General features: G+C 59.8%; 17 protein-coding genes. 8 read left to right on the top strand and 9 right to left on the bottom strand.

Going from position 1 to position 21,039, the window contains the following annotated elements; all coding sequences use genetic code 11:
• The first annotated feature begins 146 nt into the window (after positions 1-146).
• Entirely contained in the window at positions 147-1,910 is a 1,764-nt protein-coding gene (locus tag J2W17_RS13390; RefSeq protein WP_307334562.1) for a cation:proton antiporter, read from the top strand.
• 23 nt (positions 1,911-1,933) lie between these two features.
• Here the strand turns inward: J2W17_RS13390 and J2W17_RS13395 are convergent, their stop codons facing one another.
• The 3 genes from J2W17_RS13395 to uvrD form a co-directional block, all read right to left on the bottom strand.
• Positions 1,934-2,341, bottom strand: a complete 408-nt coding sequence (locus tag J2W17_RS13395; RefSeq protein ID WP_008007803.1) for an SMI1/KNR4 family protein — start codon at positions 2,339-2,341, stop codon at positions 1,934-1,936.
• A 135-nt stretch (positions 2,342-2,476) separates the two neighbouring features.
• Complete coding sequence (locus J2W17_RS13400; RefSeq protein WP_064680494.1) at positions 2,477-3,349, bottom strand: Tim44 domain-containing protein; 873 nt, start codon at positions 3,347-3,349, stop codon at positions 2,477-2,479.
• Between the two features lie 298 nt (positions 3,350-3,647).
• On the bottom strand, positions 3,648-5,831 hold the full coding sequence (gene uvrD, locus J2W17_RS13405; RefSeq protein WP_307334569.1) for a DNA helicase II: 2,184 nt from the start codon (positions 5,829-5,831) through the stop codon (positions 3,648-3,650).
• Positions 5,832-6,089: 258 nt separating this feature from the next.
• Between uvrD and J2W17_RS13410 the strand changes: the two genes are divergently transcribed.
• The 3 genes from J2W17_RS13410 to J2W17_RS13420 all read left to right on the top strand — a co-directional run bounded on the left by J2W17_RS13410 (position 6,090) and on the right by J2W17_RS13420 (position 10,397).
• Positions 6,090-8,963, top strand: coding sequence for an EAL domain-containing protein (locus J2W17_RS13410; RefSeq protein ID WP_307334572.1), 2,874 nt, complete (start codon positions 6,090-6,092; stop codon positions 8,961-8,963).
• A gap of 135 nt (positions 8,964-9,098) precedes the next feature.
• A complete protein-coding gene (hexR, locus tag J2W17_RS13415; RefSeq protein ID WP_064680491.1) occupies positions 9,099-9,965 on the top strand; it encodes a transcriptional regulator HexR in 867 nt (288 codons plus the stop codon).
• A 219-nt stretch (positions 9,966-10,184) separates the two neighbouring features.
• Positions 10,185-10,397, top strand: coding sequence for a PA3496 family putative envelope integrity protein (locus J2W17_RS13420; protein ID WP_307334577.1), 213 nt, complete (start codon positions 10,185-10,187; stop codon positions 10,395-10,397).
• Here J2W17_RS13420 and J2W17_RS13425 read toward each other — a convergent pair.
• Positions 10,339-11,301 (bottom strand): LysR family transcriptional regulator, encoded by a 963-nt coding sequence (locus J2W17_RS13425; RefSeq protein WP_307334580.1) that lies wholly within the window; start codon positions 11,299-11,301, stop codon positions 10,339-10,341. The genes J2W17_RS13420 and J2W17_RS13425 overlap by 59 nt on opposite strands.
• A gap of 190 nt (positions 11,302-11,491) precedes the next feature.
• On the opposite strand from J2W17_RS13425, the gene J2W17_RS13430 reads away from it, so the two are divergent.
• Positions 11,492-12,907 carry an acetyl-CoA carboxylase biotin carboxylase subunit gene (locus tag J2W17_RS13430; RefSeq protein ID WP_307334583.1) on the top strand — a complete coding sequence of 472 codons (1,416 nt, stop codon included), beginning with the start codon at positions 11,492-11,494 and terminating at the stop codon, positions 12,905-12,907.
• Positions 12,908-12,918: 11 nt separating this feature from the next.
• On the top strand, positions 12,919-14,727 hold the full coding sequence (gene oadA, locus J2W17_RS13435; RefSeq protein ID WP_307334585.1) for a sodium-extruding oxaloacetate decarboxylase subunit alpha: 1,809 nt from the start codon (positions 12,919-12,921) through the stop codon (positions 14,725-14,727).
• Between the two features lie 103 nt (positions 14,728-14,830).
• Here oadA and J2W17_RS13440 read toward each other — a convergent pair whose 3' ends face one another.
• Complete coding sequence (locus tag J2W17_RS13440) at positions 14,831-15,667, bottom strand: amino acid ABC transporter permease (RefSeq protein ID WP_307334588.1); 837 nt, start codon at positions 15,665-15,667, stop codon at positions 14,831-14,833.
• Positions 15,664-16,485, bottom strand: a complete 822-nt coding sequence (locus J2W17_RS13445) for an ABC transporter substrate-binding protein (protein WP_307334590.1) — start codon at positions 16,483-16,485, stop codon at positions 15,664-15,666. Before J2W17_RS13445 ends, J2W17_RS13440 begins: the two co-directional genes overlap by 4 nt.
• Positions 16,486-16,596: 111 nt before the next feature.
• Here J2W17_RS13445 and J2W17_RS13450 point away from each other — a divergent pair, with 111 nt between their 5' ends.
• Positions 16,597-17,496 carry a homocysteine S-methyltransferase family protein gene (locus J2W17_RS13450; RefSeq protein WP_307334949.1) on the top strand — a complete coding sequence of 300 codons (900 nt, stop codon included), beginning with the start codon at positions 16,597-16,599 and terminating at the stop codon, positions 17,494-17,496.
• Between the two features lie 129 nt (positions 17,497-17,625).
• On the opposite strand, the gene J2W17_RS13455 is transcribed toward J2W17_RS13450, so the two are convergent.
• Genes J2W17_RS13455 through J2W17_RS13465 form a run of 3 tightly spaced genes read right to left on the bottom strand, consistent with a single transcriptional unit; the run spans position 17,626 to position 19,394 of the window.
• Positions 17,626-18,297, bottom strand: a complete 672-nt coding sequence (locus tag J2W17_RS13455) for a GNAT family N-acetyltransferase (RefSeq protein WP_307334592.1) — start codon at positions 18,295-18,297, stop codon at positions 17,626-17,628.
• On the bottom strand, positions 18,294-18,761 hold the full coding sequence (locus J2W17_RS13460) for a GNAT family N-acetyltransferase (protein WP_307334595.1): 468 nt from the start codon (positions 18,759-18,761) through the stop codon (positions 18,294-18,296). Before J2W17_RS13460 ends, J2W17_RS13455 begins: the two co-directional genes overlap by 4 nt.
• 9 nt (positions 18,762-18,770) lie before the next feature.
• A complete protein-coding gene (locus tag J2W17_RS13465; RefSeq protein ID WP_307334596.1) occupies positions 18,771-19,394 on the bottom strand; it encodes an FMN-binding negative transcriptional regulator in 624 nt (207 codons plus the stop codon).
• A gap of 90 nt (positions 19,395-19,484) precedes the next feature.
• Here J2W17_RS13465 and pdxR point away from each other — a divergent pair, with 90 nt between their 5' ends.
• Complete coding sequence (gene pdxR, locus J2W17_RS13470; protein WP_307334598.1) at positions 19,485-21,035, top strand: MocR-like pyridoxine biosynthesis transcription factor PdxR; 1,551 nt, start codon at positions 19,485-19,487, stop codon at positions 21,033-21,035.
• The last annotated feature ends 4 nt before the right edge of the window (positions 21,036-21,039 follow it).

Here is a 21,039-nt window from a genome sequence, read left to right on the forward strand (position 1 = left end):
ACCGCCTTTCTCTCGGAAGTCGCGGTGTTACCCTTTGAGCGCCTACGTCAAAGACAATTCCTACATCTAAATCGGATTTTTCCCCTGCTCAATCAGGCCTTTCCCAGGCTGATGCTTGAGCAATCGTTACCCAAGGAGCCCACACCATGCACGCCATCAGTTTTATCCAGGACCTGGCAGTGATCATGTTGGTCGCGGGTGTGGTGACCGTGCTGTTTCATCGCTTCAAACAGCCCGTGGTTCTTGGCTACATCGTCGCCGGCTTCATTATCGGCCCGCACACACCGCCTTTCAGCTTGATCCACGACGAAGAAACCATCAAGACCCTTGCCGAGCTGGGGGTGATCTTCCTGATGTTCTGCCTGGGCCTGGAGTTCAGCCTGCGCAAGCTGTTCAAAGTGGGGGCCACGGCGTTCATCGCAGCGTTCCTGGAAATCGTGCTGATGATCTGGATCGGCTACGAGATTGGTCGCTGGTTCGACTGGAACACCATGGACTCGCTGTTCCTCGGGGCGATTCTGGCGATTTCCTCGACCACCATCATCGTCAAGGCCCTGAATGACCTGAAGATGAAGAACGAGCGCTTTGCCCAGCTGATCTTTGGCGTATTGATCGTCGAAGATATCCTGGGCATCGGCATCATCGCCTTGCTGTCGAGCATCGCGGTCAGCGGTACGGTCAGCTCCGGTGAAGTCTTTTCCACGGTCGGCAAGCTCTCGCTGTTCATGATCGTGGCGCTGGTCATCGGCATCCTGCTGGTCCCGCGACTGCTGGCTTACGTGGCCAAATTCGAAAGCGACGAGATGCTGCTGATCACCGTGCTGGGGCTGTGTTTCGGCTTCTGTCTGCTGGTGGTCAAACTCGAATACAGCATGGTGCTCGGGGCATTCCTGATCGGCGCAATCATGGCGGAATCCCGGCAATTGCTGAAGATCGAACGCTTGATCGAGCCCGTTCGCGACCTGTTCAGTGCCATCTTCTTTGTAGCGATCGGCTTGATGCTGGATCCGATGATCCTGCTGCAATACGCCTGGCCCATCGCAGTCATTACCGTCGCCGTGGTACTGGGCAAGATGCTGTCCTGCGGCCTCGGCGCTTTTATCGCCGGTAACGACGGACGCACCTCTCTACGGGTCGGGATGGGTCTTTCACAAATTGGCGAATTTTCCTTCATCATCGCCTCGCTCGGCATGACCTTGCAGGTCACCAGTAACTTCCTTTATCCGGTAGCCGTTGCGGTTTCGGTACTCACTACGCTGATGACGCCGTACCTGATTCGCGCGGCCGACCCGTTGTCGATCAAGCTGGCGGCGGTGATGCCGCAACGCCTGAGTCGGGTGTTGGGCATGTACGGCGAATGGTTGCGCAGCATTCAGCCCCAAGGCGAGGGCGCTCTGCTGGCATCGATGATTCGGCGGATCCTGTTGCAGGTGGGGGTCAACCTTGCGCTGGTGATTGCGATCTTCTTCTCGGGCGCCTACTTCGCCGAGCGCATCTCCGCCTACCTGCAAGACTGGATCAGTGACCCGAGTTGGCAGAAAGCGTTGATCTGGGGTGGGGCGCTGCTGTTGTCGCTGCCGTTCCTGATCGCCGCCTATCGCAAGCTCAAGGCGCTGTCGATGCTATTGGCGGAGATGGGCGTGAAGCCGGAAATGGCCGGGCGCCACACGCAGCGAGTGCGTCGGGTGATCGCCGAAGTGATCCCGATTCTCTCGCTGCTGGTGATCTTCCTGCTGTTGGCAGCCTTGTCGGCCAGTATTTTGCCGACCAACAAGTTGCTGGTACTGATAGTCGTCGTAGCGGCCGCCGTGGCGGCGCTACTGTGGCGCTGGTTCATCCGCGTGCATACGCGCATGCAGGTGGCCTTGCTGGAAACCCTGGACAACCACAAGGATTCGCCGGGGCATTGACCACCGGGGGCGCGTCAGACGGCTCAGCTTTCCAGCCAGACGTCCCGCGCCCAGTGCCATACCGATTCCCAGGTTTCTTCGGCAATCAGTTCTTCCTCGGCCAGCCACAGCACCACGGTGCCGTCTTCTTCGACCAGGTAGTAGTTATCGCCGTCCTGGCAGATCGGGATCATGCTGCGATCGACGCCGGCATCCCAGGCGTTGGCGGCAACGTCCGGCAGGTAGGTGTGGGATTGCGGGTCGGTGACGGTCACCGGTTCCAGGCTGCCGTAGACCACGTCGCTGACGGTCAGCAGAAACTCCCTGAAGACAAACGGGATGTCGATGAACAATTGTTCCTCGATTTCCACGATCTGGTCTTCGTCGGGCAATTCCAAGGGGACCGGTACCGGTTCGTTGGCTTCACGCAGTTGTTCGATGATTTCTTCCACGTCCGGGATCCTCTTGCTGATGGCGCGGTTCATATGAGGCGGTTTATACAGTAGCTCGCTATAGATGCAACCGCGAAATAGAAAACCCCGGCCGGGGCCGGGGTTTTTATTGCGACACGTTTAACGCAAGCCGGTTCAGCCGTTCTGGCGGATACCTGCGACCAGCCAAGGCTGGTTTTCGCCCTGCGGACGTTCCATGTTCCAGCTTTCGCTGAACACTTCGCCCTGGTCGAAGCGCGAGTTCTTCGACACACCGCTGAATGTCAGGGTGGCGATGGTCTTGTCTGCGCGATCATCCACGCCATCCAGTTGGACGTTGAGGTTATCGATGTAGGTGGATTGGAAACCTTCGCCCAGCTCCGCACGTTCGCGCTTGAGGAACTCAAGCAGTTGCGGGGTCACGAACTCGGAGATCTTGTCCATTTCGTTGGCGTCCCAGTGCTGTTGCAGGGACTGGAAGTGGTTGCGGGCCGCTTCAATGAAGTTCTTTTCATTGAACCAGGCCGGGGCATTGATTACCGGACGAGCGGCGACAGGTGCTGCCGAACCGCCGAAGATCGAACCCATGGCTGCCGGTTTCTGCTCGAACGCTTCACGCTGCATCGGCGCGCCAGCCGGAGCCAGGTGCTCCTGCTGCTTGCGGCGACGAGCGGCGATGAAACGGAAGACCAGGAAGGCGATGACCGCCATGATCAGGATGTCGAAGATCTGCATGCCTTCAAAGCCGCCACCCATGAACATGGAGGCCAGCAGGCCACCGGCGGCGATGCCGGCCAGAGGGCCGAGCCAGCGCGAAGCACCGCCGGCCTTGGCGGCAGCGCCAGCGGCACCGGCGGCACCCGCAGTGGCGGCAGCACCGCCCGCGGCAGAAGAAGGAGCCATTTGGCTGGTCTGGTGAGTCGGCGCAGCGCCGGAACTCTTGCCGCCACCAAAGCGCTTGGCGTTGGCGTCGAGGCTCATCGTCAGGCCGATGCACAACGCCATGGCGATGCTAAGAAAACGTTTCATAAAGGGAATTCCCATTTGTGGAAGGCACGCGCGCCATGTTGCACAGGTGAAGTGTTACTGGCTAGCGGCAGATTGTTTCGGGCTTTTGCCTGACAGGTTTTGTTCAGCTTCAATCAGTGCAATAAGACCTGTTTACTTTGGTCTGTAGGAATTGTGATTTGGTTCGGTAGGAATGAATTCTGTAGGAGCGAGCTTGCTCGCGAAGGTCGTCAACGGTGACGCTTTCACTCTGAATGAAAGCGTTGTCCTGACGTTTTTCGCGAGCAAGCTCGCTCCTACAGTAAGCCGATCGCTGGCGTCAGATCGCTTCCAGCTTGGCGTAGCCGAGCATCAACCACTTGCTGCCTTCGCTGAAGTTCACCTGGACCCGGGCCTGGGCCCCGGCACCTTCGAAGTTCAGGATTACGCCGTCGCCGAATACCGAATGCCGAACGGTCTGGCCCAGACTGAAGCCGGTGTCCGGGATCTCGCTCCCGCCGAACAGGCTACTGGAGCTCTGCTGCTGGCCGCCGCCGAACGGACGGCTGACGCTGTTGGACAGGCGCACTTCCTGAATCAGGCCTTTCGGTATTTCCCGTACGAAACGCGACACCTTGTTGTAGGTCTCGCTGCCGTACAGGCGTCGGGTTTCGGCATAGGTCATCACCAGGTTTTGCATCGCACGGGTGATGCCTACATAGGCCAGGCGGCGCTCTTCCTCGAGACGGCCGGGTTCTTCCAGGCTCATCTTGTGCGGGAAGAGACCTTCTTCCATGCCCACCAGGAACACATAAGGGAATTCCAGGCCTTTGGCGCTGTGCAGGGTCATCAACTGAATGCTGTCTTCGTGCTCGTCGGCCTGGGTATCGCCCGCCTCCAGTGACGCATGACCAAGGAACGCGGCCAATGGCGACAAGTCTTCGTCTTCTTCAGCATTTTCGAAGTTGCGCGCGGCGCTGACCAGTTCCTCAAGGTTTTCTACCCGGGCCTGGCCTTTCTCGCCTTTCTCCGCTTCGTGGTAGGCGATTAACCCCGATTGCTCGATGACGGTCTGGGTCATCAAGTGCAGCGGCATCTCCATACACTTGGCGGCGAGGTTTTCGATCAGCTCGATAAACGCGCCCAGAGCGCCGGCGGCACGTCCGGTCAGCCCCTTGTTGGCCACCAGCTGACGCATGGCTTCCCACATCGACACATCACTATGGCGCGCGTGGTCGCGAATGGCTTCAACGGTTTTCTCTCCGATGCCACGGGCCGGAACGTTGATCACCCGCTCCAGCGCCGCATCGTTGCCTCGACCTTCCAGCAAACGCAGGTAGGCCATGGCGTTCTTGATTTCGGCCCGCTCGAAGAAGCGCTGGCCGCCATAGATGCGGTAGGGAACGCGCTCGCGCAGCAAGGCTTCTTCCAAAACGCGCGATTGGGCGTTGGAGCGGTACAAAATCGCGATATCACTGCGCGCCAGGCCGGTTTTCAGCGCGCTTTCGATGGTTTCCACCACGTAGCGTGCTTCGTCGTGTTCGTTGAAGGCCGCGTATAGATTGATCGCTTCGCCTTCACCGCCATCGGTCCACAGCTCTTTGCCCATGCGTCCTGCATTGTTGGCGATCAGGGCGTTGGCAGCCTTGAGAATCCCGGCGGTGGAGCGGTAGTTCTGCTCCAGGCGAATGGTCTGGGCATCCGGAAAATCATCCGAATACTGATAAATGTTCTCGATTTTCGCGCCGCGCCAGCCGTAGATGGACTGATCGTCATCGCCGACCACCATCAGGCTGTCGCCGCCCTTGGCCAGCAGACGTAGCCAGGCGTACTGCACGGCGTTGGTGTCCTGGAACTCGTCCACCAGGATGTGCCGGAAGCGCTTTTGATAATGGGCGAGCAAACCCGGGTGATCGCGCCACAAGTCGAGGGCGCGCAGCAGCAGTTCGGAGAAGTCGATGACGCCAGCGCGCAGGCACGCGGCCTCGTAGGCTTCGTAAATGCTGCGCATGGTTGCCAGGAACAAGTCGCCGCTGGCCTGGATGTGTTGTGGACGCAGACCTTCGTCTTTCTGCCCGTTGATGAACCACTGGGCCTGACGGGCCGGCCAGCGTTGCTCGTCCAGGCCCAGCTCGCGGATCACCCGCTTGACCAGCCGCTGCTGGTCGTCGCTGTCGAGAATCTGGAAGGTCTGGCTCAAGCCGGCTTCCTGCCAGTGCGCCCGCAACAAACGGTGCGCCAGGCCGTGGAAAGTGCCGACCCACATGCCGGCCGGGTTGATACCCATCAGCTGCTCGATGCGATGGCGCATCTCGGCAGCGGCCTTGTTGGTGAAGGTCACCGACAGGATCGAGTGGGGCGAGGCGTTTTCGACCTGGATCAACCAGGCGATACGATGCACCAGCACTCGGGTTTTACCGGAACCAGCACCGGCCAGGACCAACTGACGACCCACAGAGGCAGCTACGGCCTGGCGTTGGGCATCGTTGAGGGAGTTCAGCAGAAGGGAGAGATCATCGCGCATTGGGGCATTCTAGGGGGCTGCGGCACACCGGGCAAACCCCGCTTTGCTTTAAGCGATGAAAGTCATGGGCAGGACGACCGGTCGGTAATCGGCTGCAGGCGTCGGCGAGACTCGCCGGGACGTTTTTACGGCGGGAAAAGCAGCGGGTATTTTTACCTGTTTTCTGACCCGGGGCAGTTTGGTCCGGGCAGTTGCTTGTGTATGCTCCGTGCACGTTTCGGGCTCATGCTCATCATTATAAGAACAAGAACTTTGCCTATGACCCTCAGCTTCGACCTGTCGGGCCCCGCCGTGGAGCCTCGGGTTATCCGGAAAAAGTACGCCATGGAAATGGCGGTCGAGCGCACGCGCCTGCTGTATCAAGGCTCATTGCTGCCCACTCTGTTCATGCTGATCAATGGCCTGGTCTGCGCCTGGTTGCTCTGGAGCCCGCAGCGCTATGTCCTGGTCAGCGTCTGGCTGGTGTGGTTATTGTCGTTGGTGGCGTTGCGGGTGATTCAAGTCGCGGCCTTCGATTCCGCGATTCCCAACCGCCAGGCCCATCCGGTTTGGCGGCGAATGTTTTTGCTGGGTTCGGCCCTGACCGGCCTGACCCTGGCCGGCGCCGGCATTGCCCTGGTCCCAGCCGACAACTTCATGCAGCAGGCCTGGGTGTTCGGCCTGATCGGTGCCGCTGCGCTCTCGGCCAGTGTGGCCTATGCGGTCAGCCTGCCTGCCTTCCTGTCCTTTACCTTGCCCTGCCTGTTACCGGCGATCGGCTATCAGTTCTGGGGCGGCGATGAACAAGGGCAGGGGTGGGGCTGGTTCGGGCTGATTCTGCTGGGCGCGTTGAGCGTGGTCGCCTGGCAAGTCAATCGGCTGATCGATAGCGGGCTGTTGCGGCGCTTCCAGAATCAGGCACTGATCGAGCACTTGCAGCAGGCTCAACGCAATAGCGACTTGCTCAATCACACGCTGGCCATGGAAGTCGACCAGCGCCGTCGAGCCGAAGACGAACTGCGTGCGATTCAAACCGGACTGGAAAGCCGCATCGCCCAACGCAGCCTGGAACTGGACGCCGCCAACCAGTCCTTGAGCAAGAGCGAAGCGCGACTGGCGCTGGCGTTAAAGGCCAGTGAGCTGGGGTTGTGGGACTGGAACCTGCAAACCGATGAAGTGCACCACACCCACCTCCAGGAGCTGTTCGGCCTTGAGCCGGAGTTTGTGACGGCGATGTTGCGCCATCTGAAGCCGCGGCTGCACCCCGATGACTTGCCGTCGCTCAAGCGCGCCCTGGTCGAGCATTTGAAAGGTCGCAGCGAGGATTATCAGGTTGAGTACCGCGTGCGCCACGGCGATGGTCACTGGGTGTGGATCGAGGACCGTGGCCGAGCCGTTGAGCGCGCCGAAAACGGCCGGGTGATCCGAATGGTCGGCACCCGCCGCGACATCAGCGTCAGCAAGGGGCTGGAGGCGCAGCGGCAATTGGCCGCGACCGTGTTCGAAGCGGCCAGCGAAGGCATCGTTATTTTCGACCCGAACTACTCGCTCATCGCAGTCAATCAGGCGTTCAGTCGAGTCACCGGCTATGACCGCGAGGACATGCTCGGGCGCAACGTGGTCGACTTACCCTGCAGTCGTGACGTCCGCCGGCACTATGCGACGATCCATCAGGCGCTCGAGCAACACGGGACCTGGCAAGGCGAGCTGGTGGAAACCCGCAAGAATGGAGAGCTGTATCCGCAATGGCTGCAGTTGAATGCCGTACGCGATACTCGGGGAAACGTGAGCCATATAGTGGGCTTCTTCGCCGATATATCGGCGAGACGGCAGTCTGAAGAGCGCATGCGCTATCTGACCCATTACGACGAACTTACTGGCCTGGCCAACCGCTCGCTGTTTCGCGAACGGTTAAGCGAAGCTCACCAGCGAGTGCGCCAAGGCAGCTACCGCAGTCTGGCGTTGCTTCATATCAACCTGGATCGTTTCAAACTGCTCAACGACAGCTTCGGCCATGAGATCGCGGACCAATTACTGCAGAAAATGGCTCGGCGTCTGGTCAACGCGCTGCCGGAGGCCGACACCATTGCGCGTTTGTCCGGCGATGAGTTCGCCGTGTTGTTCAATGCCTACGGCAACCTGTCGAGCCTGGTGCGGGTGGCAACGCGACTGTCGACCAAGTTGCGCTTGCCGATGACCGTCGAGGGGCACGAGTTGGTAGTGAGCGCCTCAATGGGCATCAGTCTGTTGCCCGACAACGCCAGGGAAATTGCCGCGCTGGTCAGTCAATCGAACATCGCCATGCAACATGCCAAGCACTTGGGGGGAAATAATTTCCAGTTCTACACCGACAGTTTGCAAGCCAGCACGCTGGAGCGCTTGCAGTTGGAAAATCAGCTGCGCAAGGCCATCGAAGAAAAGCAATTGAAAGTGTTTTACCAACCCAAGCTGTGTTTGGCCACGGGCCGGTTGAACGCTGCCGAGGCGCTGGTGCGCTGGGATCATCCGACCCTGGGGAGCGTTCCGCCAGGGGATTTCATTGGCTTGGCCGAGGAAGCGGGCCTGATTGGCCCTATTGGCGAATTCGTGTTGCGACAGGCCTGCTGGCAAGCTTGCGAGTGGCAACGTCAGGGACTTGCGCCAATTCGAGTGTCGGTCAACCTGTCGGTGCATCAACTGCGTCAGGGCAAAGTGGTCAGCCTGGTGCGTCAGGTGCTGGAAGAAACCGGCCTGGCGCCGCATAACCTGGAGCTGGAGCTCACCGAAAGTCATTTGCTGGACAGCGTCGAGCACATCGTCGCCACCTTCCAGCAGCTGCGCAATCTTGGGGTGAAGCTGGCGATTGACGATTTTGGCACCGGTTATTCGTCCCTGAGCTACCTCAAGCGCATCCCGGTGGATTACGTGAAGATCGACCAGGCGTTTATCCGCGGCCTCGGGGAGGGCTCCGCGGATGAGGCGATCACTCGGGCAATCATTGCCATGGCTCATGGCTTGTCGTTGAAGGTCGTCGCTGAAGGGGTCGAACGGCCGGAGCAGCTCGAGTTCTTGAAGGCTGAGCGCTGTGATGAAGTGCAGGGCTATCTGGTCAGTCGGCCAGTCGAGGCCGATGGCCTGCTGCAACTGCTACGTGCGGACGCGAACCCCTTGTAAGGGCTACATGGAGCGCATAGGGCGTGAAATGGGGACATCGAGTTACGCATTGAACGGGCAAAAAGCCAATTCTTGTAGTATAACTACAAGCTTGCTACATCACCGGCACCTGCCGATAACAAAGAGTCGACCCTTTTGAATCTGCTGCAACATATTGCCCAGTCACGCCACCTGTTACGCAAGTCGGAGCTCAAGGTCGCCGACCACGTCCTGCTTGACCCGGCGGCGGTGATGCACAGTTCCATGGCCGACCTGGCCCACAGCGTGGGCATCAGTGAGCCGACGATCGTGCGGTTTTGCCGCGCCATCGGGTGCTCCGGCTTTCAGGATTTGAAGCTTAAGCTGGCGCAGAGCCTGGCGGCGGGGGCAAGCTTCGGGCAGTTCGCGATCCATGAAGACGATTCGGTCGCCGACTACAGCCTGAAAATCTTCGACACCACCCTGCACACCCTGATGGAAGTTCGCGAGCGCCTCGATCCAGTGGAATTGCAGCGGGCCGTGTCGCTCATGTCCCAGGCCCAGCGTGTGGAGTTCTACGGCTTTGGAGCGTCGGGTGCGGTGGCGGCAGACGCCCAGCACAAATTCTTTCGTTTGCTGCTGACCGCTGCGGCGTATTCCGACCCGCACATGCAGGCGATGTCGGCGGTGACCCTGAAGCCGACGGACGTGGCGATCTGCATTTCCCAGTCCGGGCGCTCCAAGGACCTGTTGATCACTGCCAATCTGGTACGCGAAAGCGGCGCCTCGCTGATCACCCTGTGTCCGAGCCAGACGCCGTTGGCCGAGCTGTCGACGGTCAATCTGGCGATCGATGTGCACGAAGACACTGAAATCTATACGCCGCTGACGTCGCGTATTGCCCACCTGGTGGTGATCGATGTATTGGCGATGGGCGTGGCAATGGCGCGTGGGCCAAGCCTGGTCAACCACCTCAAGAGCGTCAAGCGCAGCCTGCGCAGTTTGCGGCTGTCGCCCAAGTCGGTGAAAGCCCTCGACGACTGACGTCGTCATAAGGTCGTTCCGACCTTAATCGCGAGCAGGCTCGCTCCCACAGGGGACCGCGTCCGTCAGGACACCTCGGTCAAAAATGTGGGAGCGAGCCTGCTCGCGATGGCGTCCTCAAAAACGCCGAAGATTCACATCCCTGTAACCCACCCGCCGCCAAACCGTCATCCCCCGCGCCCATCCTGTAACTCCCGTCATCGCCTTGGGAGACTCGAAATGGCCCAGCCCTACGAAGAACGCAACAGCGCCGTCAGAACCCGTCGTCAGCAGGAAGACCAGCGCCGCATGGAATTTCGCCGCGCCATCGAAGATCGCTGTGAACGCCGTCAGCTTCTGGCCGAGATCGGCGATTTTCCCGACGATCTGGAACTCAACTTCTGGCAGGCAGCGCCCGTAGCTTCCCGTCGAAACGCTCAACCAGGGCGCTGATCTGCAGCCGCTCGCTGCGGATAAACGCAAGGAATGAGTGCGCCACCGGCGACAGCCGTTTGGCCTTGGCCTGTACCAGGCACCAGCTGCGATACAGCGGCAGTTCTTCGACCGGCAATTCGATCAGGCCGCCGGTCGCCAATTCAAGGTTCAGGGCGTGGCGCGTCAACAGCGCCACGCCCAGACCCGCCAACACACACTCCCGTTGTGCTTCAGCTGACGAGACCTCCTGGGTCTGGTTGAAGTGCACACGTTTCTCCTTGAAATACTCTTCACAGGCCAGCCGCGTCCCGGAGCCATTCTCGCGCAGCAACAATGTGTAAGGCTCGAGATCCTGCAAGCGAAGAGGGCCCATGTGACACAGCGGATGATCCGGTGGTGCCACGGCGACAATAGGGTTGTTGAGGAACGGCAGGAATTCCAGTCCCATATCCTGCGGCACCATGGACATGATCACGAGGTCATCGCGATTATCGGAAAGACGTCGAATCACCTGGCCACGGTTGACCACTGTCAGTTGCAGGTTGACCTCCGGATGCTGGCGTTTGAATGCAGCAAACAGATGCGGCACGAAATACTTGGCGCTGGATTCCACTGCCAGTTTCAGTTGGCCCTGCAGCGAGCCTTGCATGTCCGAGAGCTGCATATCCAGGTTTTCCAGGCGCCCGAAAATGTCCCGACTGGCGCGCTGTAAAGCTTCGGCCGCTTCCGTCATATAGAGTTTTTTGCCGACGTAGTCGAACAAAGGTTGGCCGATCAGCTCCTCGAGTTGACGGATCTGCAGGCTGACGGCAGGTTGTGTGAGGGACATTTCTTCGGCTGCGCGGCTGTAGGACCTTAAATCACAGACCTCGTTGAAGATTTGCAATTGACGCAATGTCATACGCATCAAGGACTTACGCATAATTCAAGGTCTCTTCCCGCCTATTGATACGCCAACTATAAGTCTTTACTTATGTCTGACCCAATAATTAATCATTTTTGTTAATCCCTTGCGGGGGCTAGTGTGTGGCTGCGACTAAATCGAAACATTTGGTCACGCGTCGACCTGGCATAGCAGGTCGTGGGTACCACCGGCTCAAGGGAACCTCCAAGTGATAAAAAAGATCCTGATCGCCAACCGTGGTGAGATTGCCGTACGAATCGTGCGTGCCTGCGCCGAGATGGGCATTCGCTCGGTCGCGGTCTATTCCGACGCCGACCGTCATGCCTTGCATGTGAAGCGTGCGGATGAGGCTCACAGCATCGGTGCCGATCCGCTGGCCGGCTACTTGAATCCGCGCAAGCTGGTGAACCTGGCCGTGGAAACCGGCTGCGATGCCCTGCACCCAGGCTACGGTTTCCTTTCGGAAAATGCCGAGCTGGCAGATATCTGCGCCGAGCGCGGAATCAAGTTCATTGGTCCGTCGGCTGAAGTGATTCGCCGCATGGGCGACAAGACCGAAGCGCGCCGCAGCATGATCAAGGCCGGCGTGCCGGTCACGCCAGGCACTGAGGGCAACGTTTCGGGTATCGAAGAAGCACTCACTGAAGGTGAACGCATCGGTTACCCGGTGATGCTCAAGGCCACTTCCGGTGGTGGCGGCCGCGGCATTCGCCGTTGCAACAGCCGCGAAGAACTCGAACAGGCGTTCCCCCGCGTAATCTCCGAAGCCACCAAGGCCTTCGGTTCTGCGGAAGTGTTCCTGGAAAAATGCATCGTCAATCCGAAACACATCGAAGCGCAGATCCTCGGCGACAGCTTTGGCAACGTGGTTCATCTGTTCGAGCGGGACTGCTCGATCCAGCGCCGCAACCAGAAGCTCATCGAAATCGCCCCGAGCCCGCAACTGACTCCGGAACAGCGAGCCTACATCGGCGACCTGTCGGTGCGTGCGGCCAAGGCCGTGGGTTACGAAAACGCCGGTACCGTGGAGTTCCTGCTCGCCGAGGGCGAGGTGTACTTCATGGAGATGAACACCCGGGTGCAGGTGGAACACACCATCACCGAGGAAATCACCGGCATCGATATCGTTCGCGAGCAGATTCGCATCGCGTCCGGCCTGCCGCTTTCAGTGAAACAGGAAGACATCCAGCACCGCGGGTTCGCGCTGCAATTCCGGATCAACGCCGAAGACCCGAAGAACAACTTCCTGCCCAGCTTTGGCAAGATTACCCGTTACTACGCGCCCGGCGGTCCCGGCGTGCGTACCGACACGGCGATCTACACCGGTTACACCATTCCACCGTTCTATGACTCCATGTGCCTGAAACTGGTGGTCTGGGCGCTGACCTGGGAAGAGGCGATGGACCGTGGCTTGCGAGCCCTGGACGACATGCGTCTGCAAGGGGTCAAGACCACCGCCGCGTATTACCAGGAAATCCTGCGCAACCCGGAATTCCGTAGCGGCCAGTTCAACACCAGCTTCGTTGAAAGCCACCCTGAACTGACCAACTACTCGATCAAGCGCAAACCCGAAGAGCTGGCCCTGGCCATCGCCGCCGCCATCGCCGCCCACGCAGGCCTGTGAGGAATACTCCAATGACTAAGAAAATCCACGTTACCGACACAATCCTGCGCGACGCCCACCAATCGCTGCTCGCCACCCGCATGCGCACCGAAGACATGCTGCCGATCTGCGACAAGCTCGACAAAGTCGGCTACTGGTCGCTTGAGTGCTGGGGTGGCGCGACCTTCGACGCCTGCGTACGCTTCCTGAAAGAAGACCCGTGGGAGCGCCTGCGCCAGCTGCGTGCCGCGTTGCCTAACACTCGCCTGCAGATGCTCCTGCGTGGCCAGAACCTGCTGGGCTACCGCCACTACAGCGACGACGTGGTCAAGGCCTTCGTCGCCAAGGCCGCGGTCAACGGCATCGACGTGTTCCGCATCTTCGACGCCATGAACGACGTGCGTAACCTGCGTACCGCCATCGAAGCGGTAAAAGCGGCCGGCAAACACGCCCAGGGCACCATCGCCTACACCACCAGCCCGGTGCACACCATCGACGCGTTCGTGGCCCAGGCACGGCAAATGGAAGCCATGGGTTGCGACTCGGTGGCCATCAAGGACATGGCCGGCCTGCTGACCCCGTACGCCACTGGCGAGCTGGTCAAGGCGCTGAAAGCCGAACAGTCGCTACCCGTGTTCATTCACTCCCACGACACGGCTGGCCTGGCAGCGATGTGCCAACTCAAGGCCATCGAAAACGGTGCCGACCACATCGACACCGCGATCTCCAGCTTCGCCTCCGGCACCAGCCACCCAGGCACCGAATCGATGGTCGCGGCGCTTAAAGGCAGCGAGTACGACACCGGCCTGAACCTGGAACTGCTGCAAGAGATCGGCCTGTACTTCTATGCCGTGCGCAAGAAGTACCATCAGTTCGAAAGCGAGTTCACCGCCGTCGATACTCGCGTGCAAGTCAACCAGGTACCGGGCGGGATGATCTCCAACCTGGCCAACCAGTTGAAAGAGCAGGGCGCCTTGAACCGCATGAGCGAAGTGCTGGCGGAGATCCCGCGCGTTCGCGAAGACCTCGGCTTCCCGCCGCTGGTGACCCCGACTTCGCAGATCGTCGGCACCCAGGCATTCTTCAACGTGCTGGCCGGTGAGCGCTACAAGACCATCACCAACGAAGTGAAGCTTTACCTGCAAGGCGGCTATGGCAAGGCGCCGGGCACCGTGAACGAAAAACTGCGTCGACAGGCGATCGGCAGCGAAGAAGTGATCGACGTCCGTCCGGCTGACCTGCTCAAGCCGGAAATGACCAAGCTGCGTGCCGAAATCGGCGCCGTGGCCAAGTCTGAAGAAGACGTGCTGACCTACGCCATGTTCCCGGACATCGGGCGCAAGTTCCTCGAAGAACGTGCAGCCGGCACCCTGACGCCGGAAGTTCTGCTGCCGATTCCGGAAGCGGGCGGCGTTTCCTCCGCCGGTGGCGAAGGTGTGCCGACCGAGTTCGTCATCGACGTCCACGGCGAAACCTATCGCGTCGACATCACCGGTGTCGGCGTCAAGGCGGAAGGCAAGCGTCACTTCTACCTGTCCATCGACGGCATGCCGGAAGAAGTGGTGTTCGAACCGCTTAACGAGTTCGTCGGCGGCGGCAGCAGCAAGCGCAAGCAAGCCACGGCACCGGGCCACGTCAGCACCACCATGCCAGGCAATATCGTCGACGTGCTGGTCAAGGAAGGCGACATGGTCAAAGCCGGCCAGGCCGTACTGATCACCGAAGCGATGAAGATGGAAACCGAAGTCCAGGCAGCCATCGCAGGTAAAGTCACCGCCATCCACGTGGCCAAGGGCGACCGGGTGAACCCGGGCGAAATCCTGATCGAGATCGAAGGCTGATTCAACAGCCTCGATTCAACGCTTTAGACCTCGGGGGAGCATGTGCTCCCCTTTTTTTATTTATTCGACTCAGCCCCTGCAGGAGCAGCCGTTGGCTTTTAACCTAGCTACGGCTCAAATACGCCTTCCCATAATGCCGCTCCATCCGCGCCTGAATCAGCTCCAGCCCGATCGACATCAGCCAATAAATAATCGCCGCCGTCGTGAGCATCTCGATATAGCGATAGCTCGAGCGCCCATACGATTGCGCCAGGAACATCACCTCCCAAACCCCCATCACCGAAATCAGTGATGAGTCTTTGAGCATGGAGATGAACTGGTTGGTGGTGGGCGGGATGATGGTGCGCATGGCCTGGGGCAGGGTGACGCGCCAGAAGATCACGGTTTTGCCCATGCCCAATGCCAGCGACGCTTCGCGTTGGCCATGGGGGACGCCGAGGATGCCGGCGCGGAAAATTTCGCTCAAGTAGGCGCCGTAGTTCAGCGACAGAGCGATGATGCCGGCGGCAATGGCGCCGGGCACGATACCGAGTTGTGGCAGGCCGAGGTAGATCAGCAGAATCTGAATCAGCAGCGGTGTGCCGCGAAAGAACGAGGCATAGAAGCTCGCGATACCGAACGCCACCGCGCTTTTCGACAGCCGCGCCAAAGCGGTAATGAAGCCCAGCAGCGACGACGCCACGATCGAGCACAGGCACAAGAACAACGTCAGCGCTGCGCCTTGCAGGAAGCCGTTGGGCGCCAGTTGCAGGCCGATCAGGTTCGGCAGTTTGTCGAGGATGATCGAGAACTTCAGGTCGAAGCTCAGGAAGAAACTCGCGAACAAGCCGAACATCGCCGCCCAGGTCAGATACAGCCGGGTACGGAATCCGAAAATCCTTTGCAGGAATGACTCAGCCGCTGGTTGCGGCGGCTGAGGTGGTTTGGGGAAAGAAGTCATTTGCTGATGTCGGCGCCGATCCATTTTTGCGACAGCTTGCTCAAGGTACCGTCCTGTTTCAGCTGGGCAAACACATCACGTACTTTGGCGTCCCACTGGGCGTCGCCTTTTTCGATGGCCACCGAGTTCGGCTCCGAGTACAGCGGCTCACCGGCGAGCTTGAAGCGCTGGTCTTGATTCAGGCGTGGTTGCGCGGTCACCAGATTGGTGAGAATCGCGTCCAGACGTACGCCAGCGCCCAGGCCCAAATCCTGGAACGCGACGTTGTCGGTGTCATACGGGGCGATCTGCACATTCTCGAACGGGTACTGTAATTGGGTGTATTCGGCGCCTTCGATCACCAGGTTTTTGTTCAGGTAGCTTTCATAGCTGGAGGCGCTGGTGAGGCCGACTTTTTTGCCGCTCAGGTCCTTGGCGCTGTGAATGCTGTCGTTCTTGGCGTTGACCACAATCACCGCAGGGGAGGCGTAGTACTCGACCGGGAAGTCGAAGACTTCAGCGCGGGCTTTGCTCGGGGTCATGGAGCAGATGCAGATGTCATAACGCCCGCTCCAGCGACCGGCGGCGATCACATCCCAGGACGGCGTTTCGAGGCGCAGCCTGACGCCCAGCTTGTCCGCCACGGCCTTGGCCACATCGACGTCGAAACCGTCGAGCTGGTTTTGATCGTTGAGGAACGAGAAGGGCGGATAGCTTTCCATCAACACGCCCACCAGTTCTTTCTTTTTCTCGATGCGATCCAGGGTAGCGCCCGCAAAGGCTTGGGTAGAGGCAGCCAAAATCGTCAGGCCCAGGGCCAGCAGTGGTTGAAATTTCACAGTTGATCCCTGAAAAAAAGAGGTTGTTATTAACCGGGTGGTGCGTATTAAATAGTTATAAGAAAGAGTCTGATAGTGAGTTATTTTCATAAGCTTATGAGTGAAAAGAATATGGGCGCAGGCAGCACGGTAATTCTGGATGGCGGCATGGGTCGTGAGCTGCAACGCCGAGGGGCGCCGTTCAGGCAGCCTGAGTGGTCCGCGCTGGCTCTAAGCGAAGCGCCGCAAGCGGTGGAAGCGGTGCACGCAGCTTATATCGAAAGCGGTGCGAACGTGATCACCAGCAACAGTTATGCGGTGGTGCCGTTCCATATTGGCGAAGAGCGTTTTGCCGCTGAGGGCCAGGCGCTCGCGGCATTGGCCGGCGAACTGGCCCGTCGTGCAGTCGATGCGGCAGGTAAACCGGTGCGCGTGGCCGGTTCATTGCCGCCGTTGTTCGGCTCCTATCGCCCGGACCTGTTCGATGCTGCGCGGGTGACTGAACTGTTGACGCCTCTGGTCGATGGCCTGGCGCCTCACGTCGACCTGTGGCTGGCCGAAACCCAGAGCTCGATCGTCGAGGCACGGGCGATCCATGCCGGACTGCCGAAGGACGGCAAGCCGTTCTGGCTGTCGTTTACCCTGAAGGATGAAGACATTGACGAAGTGGCGCGTTTGCGCTCGGGTGAACCGGTCGCCGAGGCTGCTGCAGTGGCGGCCGAGTTGGGCGTCGAGACCTTGCTGTTCAATTGCAGTCAGCCGGAAGTGATTGGTGCGGCGATCGATGCGGCGCGGGAAACCTTTGAACGCTTGGGTGTGAAGATTCACATCGGCGCGTACGCCAATGCCTTCCCGCCGCAGCCGAAAGAGGCCACGGCCAATGACGGTCTGGACCCGTTGCGCGACGATCTCGACCCTCCGGGTTATCTGCAATGGGCGGCCGATTGGCAACAGCGCGGGGCCAGCCATTTGGGCGGTTGCTGCGGGATCGGGCCGGAGCATATTGCGGTGCTCGCCCAGAAACTGGCGTGATGTCAATCGCCGGCAAGCCGGTCTCGCTCCCAATGGATCTTCATGGAACACGTAATTTGTGTTCGACAACGATCCAGGGTGGGAGCGAGGCCGGCTTGCCGGCGATGGCGTCCGCCCGGGCGCTGAAGATTACTGGCGGCACTGCACCAGCGTTTTCACCTGCCCCGATTCCGTCTGGTTCTCATCGGACAGCCACCGCTCGAACCCCGCGCCAATCGCTGGCCATTCCGAGTCCAGAATCGAATACCACGCGGTATCCCGGTTCTGCCCCTTGACCACCATGTGCTGACGGAACACCCCTTCAAAGCTGAATCCCAGCCGTTCGGCTGCGTACTTGGAGCGGGCATTGCCGTTATTGCATTTCCACTCCAGGCGCCGGTACCCCAGATCAAAGGAGTGCCGGGCCAGCAAATAAATCGCCTCGGTGCTTTTTGGCGAACGCTGCATCGGCGCACCGAAAGTCACGTGGCCGATCTCGATGCGGCCCTGTGACGGGACGATCGACATGAGGCTGAGGATGCCTTGCACCTCGCCGCTGGCGCGGTCGATTACGCTGAAGAAGTAGGGATCGCTGTTGGCCGCATGATTGTTCAGCCAGCCATCGAAAGCACTGCGCTCCGGGAATGGCCCATACGGTAGATAGTCCCAAAGCTTCGGATCGGCGCCCGGGCCTTCCAGGGCATTCCACAAACCGTCGCCGTGGCGTGCCGGATCAAGTTTTTCCAGGCGGATAAAGCGCCCTTCGATCGTTTGAACCGTCGGTGCCGGGACGCCTTTCCAGTCCGCGAGTGAAGTCGTCATGCTGTGCTCCTTGAACCTTGAATGGCTTTGCGAAACTGGATGAAACCAGGCCGTTCGGCGATGCGCTCGTAAAGCTGGATCGCGGTGGCGTTGGTTTCGTGGGTCAGCCAGTGGACCTTGCAGCAACCGTCCTCCCTGGCTGTGGCGTATACGTACTCAATCAGCTTGCGGCCGACGCCGGTGCCGCGGGATTGCGGCGTTACCAGCAAGTCTTGCAGGTAGCAGGAATTTTCGATGCTCCAGTTCGAACGATGGTAAATGAAGTTCACCATCCCTACCGCTTCGTCACTGGCCCAGGCCAGCGCCGAGTGGGTCGGTTCGCCAGGGTCGAGCATGCGCTGCCAGGTACTTTGGGTGACAGCCTCGGGCAGTTCGGTGTTATAGAAGCGCAGATAGGCCTGCCACAACGGCAACCAGGCAGCATGGTCATCGGCGCTGACCTGGCGAATCTCGATCTGACTCATGTTCGTTCCTTAACGCATCAAATGGGCGAGGGCCAGGTCATGCGCATCGGGGCTGGCGGCGAGCCCCTCGCGCACGCCGGCGATGTCGGTGGTGCTGCGGTTCTGGCTGAGTTTGCGCTTGCCTTCCAGGCGCTCGATCGGCAAGGCAAAACCGACGATGGCCTTGAGCATCCCGTCAATGTAGTCCGCTGGCGCGTCCGCGACCTTCCACGGATTGTTGCGACCTGCTTCATGACGATCCGTCAGAGCGCTGACCAGGTTACGCAGGCGAATGGCGTCGGTGAACACCTCGGCCGTGCCGTAAGCATGCACGGCCACGTAATTCCAGGTCGGCACGACCTTGCCGTGCTCGGCTTTGCTCGGGTAAAACCCCGGGCTGACGTAGGCATCGGCACCGGCAAAAATCACCAGCGCTTGAGCGCCATTCTGCAATTCCCGCCATTGCGGATTGGCCCGGGCGAAGTGGCCAAAGAGGGTGCCGTTCGGGCCTTGGTCGGGGCGAAGCAGCAGTGGCAAATGACTGGCCTGCAGACCTTGCTCCCCATGGGTAACCAGCACGGCAAGGCGGGTGCCGAGTATCTGCTGCTGCAATTCATGCAAATCGTTGATGGCAAAGTTGCTTGGCGTGTACATGGAGATTTTCCTTGGCGAATGTGTTCATCCTAGGCAGGCTATTGGTCTGTTGTAAGAGCCATTAATGACCAATTTCATAGGTCCATTACCATGACCAGCGAATCGCTATCCTTGTCGTTCAATCCTGCGGGTATCGAACTTGATCGCCGTCAGGGCTTGAGCCGTCAGTTGTATCAAGCGTTACGGGTACGCGTGCTCGACGGCAGGTTGGCCAGTGGCACGCGATTACCGGCCAGTCGCGATCTGGCGGCGGCATTGGCGATTTCCCGCAACAGCGTGGTCCGGGCCTATGATCAGCTCTACGCCGAGGGCTTTATCGAAGGGCGTGTTGGCGACGGCACTTATGTCGCGCAACTGCCTCAAGCGATGCTGCCGGCGAAAAAACTATCCACAAAAATATCCACAGGGTTGTCAACAGGGTTATCCACATCCTTATCCACAAATCGGCTGGATTTACCTGTGGATTTATCCAGCAAAGTTATCCACAGAGGTGCCTTGCAAAGGGTAGAAAGGAATCATTTGGCAACGCCGCCGAGTGGTCCGCCCCGGGCTTTTCGGGTCGGCGTTCCGGCCTTTGATCTGTTTCCGTTTGAGGTATGGGCCAAGCTGAATGCGGCTTTCTGGCGCAAACCGGATTTGCAGCAGCTGTGTTATGGCGATCCGGCTGGGGACCAGCGCTTGCGCGGTCTGATTGCTGCGTATTTGCGCAGCTCCCGGGGCATGCAGTGCACGGCTGAGCAAATAGTGATCACCAGTGGCGCGCAGCAGGGGATCAGCCTTTGTGCACAGCTGCTGGTGGAGCCGGACGACGGGGTGGCGATCGAGAATCCGGGGTATCGGGCGGCGGGCCATGCGTTCGCAGTGGCCGGTGCGCGATTGCATGGGATAGCGGTAGACAGTGAGGGTATCGACTGCACCGAGCTGGCGGAACTCGGTGATTGTCGTCTGGCTTATGTCACGCCGTCACATCAGTACCCGACCGGGGTGGTCATGAGTCTGGCACGTCGCCTGGAACTGTTGGCCTGGGCTGAACGCACCCAAGGCTGGATTGTCGAGGACGACTACGATGGCGAATACCGCTACAGCGGGGCGCCATTGGCACCCTTGGCGGCGCTCGATCGGCAGGGGCGGGTGCTGTACGTCGGGACCTTCGGCAAAGTTGCCTTCCCGGCATTGCGCCTGGGTTATCTGGTGTTGCCGCCAGCATTGGTGGACGCGTTCTCCCAACGTCGTGCGGTGGATGTACGGCATTCCGAGGTCAGCACTCAGGCGGTGATGGCCGAGTTCATGGCCGCCGGGCATTTCCAGCGACACATTCGGCGTATGCGGCGTGCGGCGCTGAGCCGACGAAACACATTGCTGTCCGGTTGGCCTCAGGGTATCCCCGGTATCGGTAGCCTGCCGAGTGTTGCGGCAGGGCTGCACTTGACGGTCGCGGTCGAGTCTGCAGCCCTTGAACAGGCGTTGATCGAAAAAGCGGCCAGCGTCGATGTTGAGATCAATGCCCTGAGCAGCTACTGGTTACCGGACTCGCAAAAACCGGAGGACCAGCGCGCCGGACTGGTTCTAGGTTTTGCGGCGGTGCCCGAAGGCGACATCATCGAAGCACTCGGGCGTCTGGACAGGATCTGGCACACCTGAATCG

It is taken from the genome of Pseudomonas lini, from assembly GCF_030812475.1.
GTDB lineage: Bacteria > Pseudomonadota > Gammaproteobacteria > Pseudomonadales > Pseudomonadaceae > Aquipseudomonas > Aquipseudomonas lini_A.

Coding starts and splice junctions, on each gene's coding strand:
- J2W17_RS13390 (WP_307334562.1), top strand. CDS start 147: ATGCACGCCATCAGTTTTATCCAGGACCTGGCAGTGATCATGTTGGTC.
- uvrD (WP_307334569.1), bottom strand. CDS start 5,831: ATGCGCGATGATCTCTCCCTTCTGCTGAACTCCCTCAACGATGCCCAA.
- pdxR (WP_307334598.1), top strand. CDS start 19,485: ATGACCAGCGAATCGCTATCCTTGTCGTTCAATCCTGCGGGTATCGAA.
- J2W17_RS13400 (WP_064680494.1), bottom strand. CDS start 3,349: ATGAAACGTTTTCTTAGCATCGCCATGGCGTTGTGCATCGGCCTGACG.
- J2W17_RS13460 (WP_307334595.1), bottom strand. CDS start 18,761: ATGAGTCAGATCGAGATTCGCCAGGTCAGCGCCGATGACCATGCTGCC.
- oadA (WP_307334585.1), top strand. CDS start 12,919: ATGACTAAGAAAATCCACGTTACCGACACAATCCTGCGCGACGCCCAC.
- J2W17_RS13420 (WP_307334577.1), top strand. CDS start 10,185: ATGGCCCAGCCCTACGAAGAACGCAACAGCGCCGTCAGAACCCGTCGT.
- J2W17_RS13440 (WP_307334588.1), bottom strand. CDS start 15,667: ATGACTTCTTTCCCCAAACCACCTCAGCCGCCGCAACCAGCGGCTGAG.
- J2W17_RS13465 (WP_307334596.1), bottom strand. CDS start 19,394: ATGTACACGCCAAGCAACTTTGCCATCAACGATTTGCATGAATTGCAG.
- J2W17_RS13425 (WP_307334580.1), bottom strand. CDS start 11,301: ATGCGTAAGTCCTTGATGCGTATGACATTGCGTCAATTGCAAATCTTC.
- J2W17_RS13455 (WP_307334592.1), bottom strand. CDS start 18,297: ATGACGACTTCACTCGCGGACTGGAAAGGCGTCCCGGCACCGACGGTT.
- J2W17_RS13410 (WP_307334572.1), top strand. CDS start 6,090: ATGACCCTCAGCTTCGACCTGTCGGGCCCCGCCGTGGAGCCTCGGGTT.
- J2W17_RS13450 (WP_307334949.1), top strand. CDS start 16,597: ATGGGCGCAGGCAGCACGGTAATTCTGGATGGCGGCATGGGTCGTGAG.